This is a genomic window from Microcystis sp. M165S2, from assembly GCF_020245885.1.
GTDB lineage: Bacteria > Cyanobacteriota > Cyanobacteriia > Cyanobacteriales > Microcystaceae > Microcystis.
In genome coordinates, this window is record NZ_JADBTZ010000303.1 from 1 (window position 1) to 3,689 (window position 3,689).

Consider the following 3,689-nt stretch of genomic DNA (forward strand, 5'->3'; position numbering starts at 1 on the left):
CTTGTTCTGGTGTGGGGTAAAATCGGTAAGAATAGGCTTTTTCCATGGGGAGCATTTTAGCATATATTTCGTAAATGTGTTAATATTTAACAGTAAAGCCGTCGTAGAACGACGGGGTTTCAGACCCAAAATTTTCGATGATGCTCCGGCCCTGAAACAAGCAGATATCGGTATTGCTATGGGAATCTCCGGCACCGATGTCACCAAAGAGGCTAGTGATATGATTCTCCTTGATGATAATTTTGCCACTATCGTCGCTGCTACGGAAGAAGGGCGAGTGGTTTATCACAATATTCGCAGTTTTATTAAATATATTCTCGGCAGTAATATCGGGGAGGTGATTACTATCGCTGCTTCGCCTCTTTTGGGTTTAGCTACTCCCCTAACTCCCCTACAAATTCTCTGGATGAATTTAGTTACTGATGGTGTACCCGCTTTAGCTTTAGCTGTGGAACCCGCTTCTCCTGATATTATGCGTCGCCCTCCTTTTAGTCCCCAAGAAAGTATTTTTGCTCGCGGTTTAGGCAGTTATATCGTTAGAATTGGGATTATTTTTTCGATTATTAATATCACTCAAATGTTGATCGCTGTGCGCTTGGATCCGCTTTTTGGTAATACTGGTTCATGGAAAACTATGGTTTTTACTACTCTCTGTTTAGCTCAAATGGGTCATGCCATTTCTGTGCGATCGAGCGATCATCTTACCATAGAAATGAATCCTTTGACTAATCCCTATCTCTGGGTAGCAGTAACCCTGACGACAATTTTTCAACTGATGTTAATCTATGTTCCTCCCCTGCGGGATTTTTTTGGTACTCAATTTTTAACTAAAGAAGAATTATTAATCTGTTTGGGATTTAGTACCTTGTTATTCGTTTGGGTGGAGTTAGAAAAATTATTTACCCGTTGGTATCATCGGCGATAATCAGGGAGCTTTTTTCAGTGTTCAGTAAACAGTAAACAGTAAACAGTGAATTGAAAACTCAAATCTGATAACTGATAAACCCCATCCACAGGGAAAACCCTTGTTTGGCTTTTTCAGCTACGAGCCTTGCATAGCAATACTTTTAAGACTTAGTGCCTTGGCCGTGAAATTCCAGTTCTCTAGCTGATTGCAGTTTGGCTTACTATTAAAAACTGATTTGATCTAAAATTGAGTCAGCAATATCTAATTTGGAGTCTCAGGCAATGGAACCGATTTCTCTAATTCTCGCTGCGTTGGCTGCTGGTGCGGCTGCTGCTGCTAAGGATACGGCAGGAACAGCCGTTAAGGATGCTTATGAGAGTTTAAAAGCGTTGATTAAGAAGAAGTTTGCAGAAAAAGGGAAAACAGATTCATCAACAATTTTAGATAAATACGAACAGAAACCTGAAAAAACGAAAGCTCTTTTGGAAGATGAGTTAGAAGAAGCGGGACTTAAAGAACTGAAGGAGGATGACGAAATTATTAAAGCAGCCCAAGAAGTAATGAAAAAAGAAGATCCAGAAGGGGCAAAAGAAGGTAAATATAATATAAATATTTCTGGTGGGGTTCAAAATGTTGTTGGTTCAAATCGAGGGACTGCAAGCCAAACAGTTACTTACAATCCTAAAAGTTCGTAGTTGCGCTTTAGCACCCAAACCTGATGAATGAGAATCAAGCCGGTAAAAATCTTAATATTGAAGGTGGGGTTCAAGCTGTCGCTGGTGAAAATCTAGGGACAGTCAATCAGTATATTAGCATCCAGAAATCTGAGATTGAAATTACCAATCAACCCTTAATTACGGGTTCACCTTATTTGGGTTTAAGGAAGTTTGAAGTAGATGATAAGGATAGGTTTTTTGGGCGAGATAATTGGATTATTGAGTTAACCGATTATTTAAAGCCAAAGAATGTTTTATTGCTTTTAGGTGCGTCAGGAAGTGGTAAATCTTCTCTCGTGCAAGCGGGTTTAATTCCTAAGTTAAAGGATGATTTTGGCGCGAATAGATTGGTTAATTTAACTTTTGTTCCTGATGTTAATCCCTTTGAGTCTTTTTATGGTTGTCTTTTGGCAAATAGATATAAACAATCCCAAGCAAAATTAGCCCAAGCTGTTAAGGAAGATACTTTAATTAAGGTGGTTGAAGGATTAAAAAATAATTCTGATTTATGGTTTATTTTTATTGACCAATTTGAGGAATTATTCACTCGTACACCGAAGACAGAAAGGGATATTTTTATTAAAAGTTTGGTTAAATTGATTGAAAAGAATAATAGTTTGGTTAAAATTGTGATGACGATGAGGGCGGATTTTTTAGATAAATTAAGTCCTTATCCCAGTTTAGGAAAAATCCATGATCAGTATAGCAAGATGTTAACGGATATGGATGAAAATGAGTTAAGATTAGCGATTGCTGAACCGGCGGCGAGAAATGGGGTAATCTTTGAAAAGGGATTAATTAATCAAATTATTGCGGATTTTTATGAACAGGCTGGCTCTTTACCTCTGTTACAATATACATTAGATTTATTGTGGCAAAAAGATCATATTCAAGAGCGGGTTTTAAATATTAAGACTTATCAAGAGATTGGTGGGGTAACGGGTGCGCTAGAAAAACAAGCGGATAAAATTTATGGTAAATTTAATGAACAGCAACGGAAAGCAGCAGAGGAAATTTTTCTAGAGTTAATTAGTTTAGAAGGGGAAAAAGCGGTTAGCAGAAGGGCGGATAAATCGAGTTTTGAACAGGAGGAAATGCAAAAGGAGGTTCTCTATCAATTGATAGATAATCGTCTTTTGGTGAGTAAGGGAGAAGACGGGACAGCAACGGTTGAGGTAGCACATGAGGCGTTATTACGTTCTTGGAAAGTGTTACAGGATTTAATTCGAGAAAAAGAGGAGATAATTGTTCTGAGAAGTCGTTTATATGCTGATGCTAAACAGTGGGATGATTTACAGAAGCAAGATGCAGTAAAAGCGAGTAGTGAGCTTTGGGGAGGTTCTAAGTTAGCTAAAATTGTTGAGTTTCAAAAGAATAATTCTCTGCCTAATTTAGATACTGTGGCGATAGAGTTTATTAAGGCGAGTGTTAGTCAAGCTGAACGACAAAAAAATGAAAAAATTAGAACAGCGCGAAGGATTGCGGCGGGTTCGTTGGTGGCGGTGGTGGTTAGTACGGGATTGGGTTTCATGGCTTGGAAACAAACACAACAAGCGGAACTTAATCTGGCAAATGCTCGCAGGTTTTCTTCCTTGTCTTTGTTCGATAAAGGAAAAGAGTTAGATGCTTTCGTCGAAGCGATTAAGGTGGGTAAAACCTTGCAAAAGCAGCACAAATATGACAAGGAGGTGACGAATGCCTTACAGGAACTTCTCAACCGCAAAAGTGAACGCAATCGCTTAGAGGGGCATGATAGCGTTGTCACAAGCGTTAATTTTAGTCCCGACGGCAAGACTTTGGTGAGCGGTAGTGGTGACAAGACTATCAAACTCTGGAATGTAGAAACAGGCCAAGAAATCCGCACCCTCAAGGGGCATGATAGCGTTGTCAGTAGCGTTAATTTTAGTCCCGACGGCAAGACTTTGGTGAGTAGTGGTGACAACACTATCAAACTCTGGAATGTAAAGACAGGCCAAGAAATCCGCACCCTCAAGGGGCATGATAGCGTTGTCAGTAGCGTTAATTTTAGTCCCGACGGCAAGACTTTGGTGAGCGGTAGTTGGGAC

Annotated in this window: 4 protein-coding genes; 3 read left to right on the top strand and 1 reads right to left on the bottom strand. The window is 39.5% G+C overall.

The features are described 5' to 3' along the window. On the bottom strand, positions 1-55 hold a 55-nt coding region (locus IM479_RS22740; RefSeq protein WP_353737543.1), incomplete at its 3' end, for a helix-turn-helix domain-containing protein. Positions 56-406: 351 nt separating this feature from the next. Between IM479_RS22740 and IM479_RS15200 the strand changes: the two genes are divergently transcribed. The 3 genes from IM479_RS15200 to IM479_RS15210 form a co-directional block, all read left to right on the top strand. Further along, on the top strand, positions 407-925 hold the full coding sequence (locus IM479_RS15200) for a cation transporting ATPase C-terminal domain-containing protein (protein ID WP_502882672.1): 519 nt from the start codon (positions 407-409) through the stop codon (positions 923-925). 263 nt (positions 926-1,188) lie between these two features. After that, positions 1,189-1,602: a Het-E N-terminal domain-containing protein gene (locus tag IM479_RS15205; RefSeq protein WP_287078711.1), complete on the top strand. Its 414-nt coding sequence runs from the start codon at positions 1,189-1,191 to the stop codon at positions 1,600-1,602. Between the two features lie 23 nt (positions 1,603-1,625). Continuing rightward, positions 1,626-3,689: nSTAND1 domain-containing NTPase (locus IM479_RS15210; RefSeq protein ID WP_287699481.1), on the top strand; the 2,064-nt coding region annotated here is incomplete at its 3' end.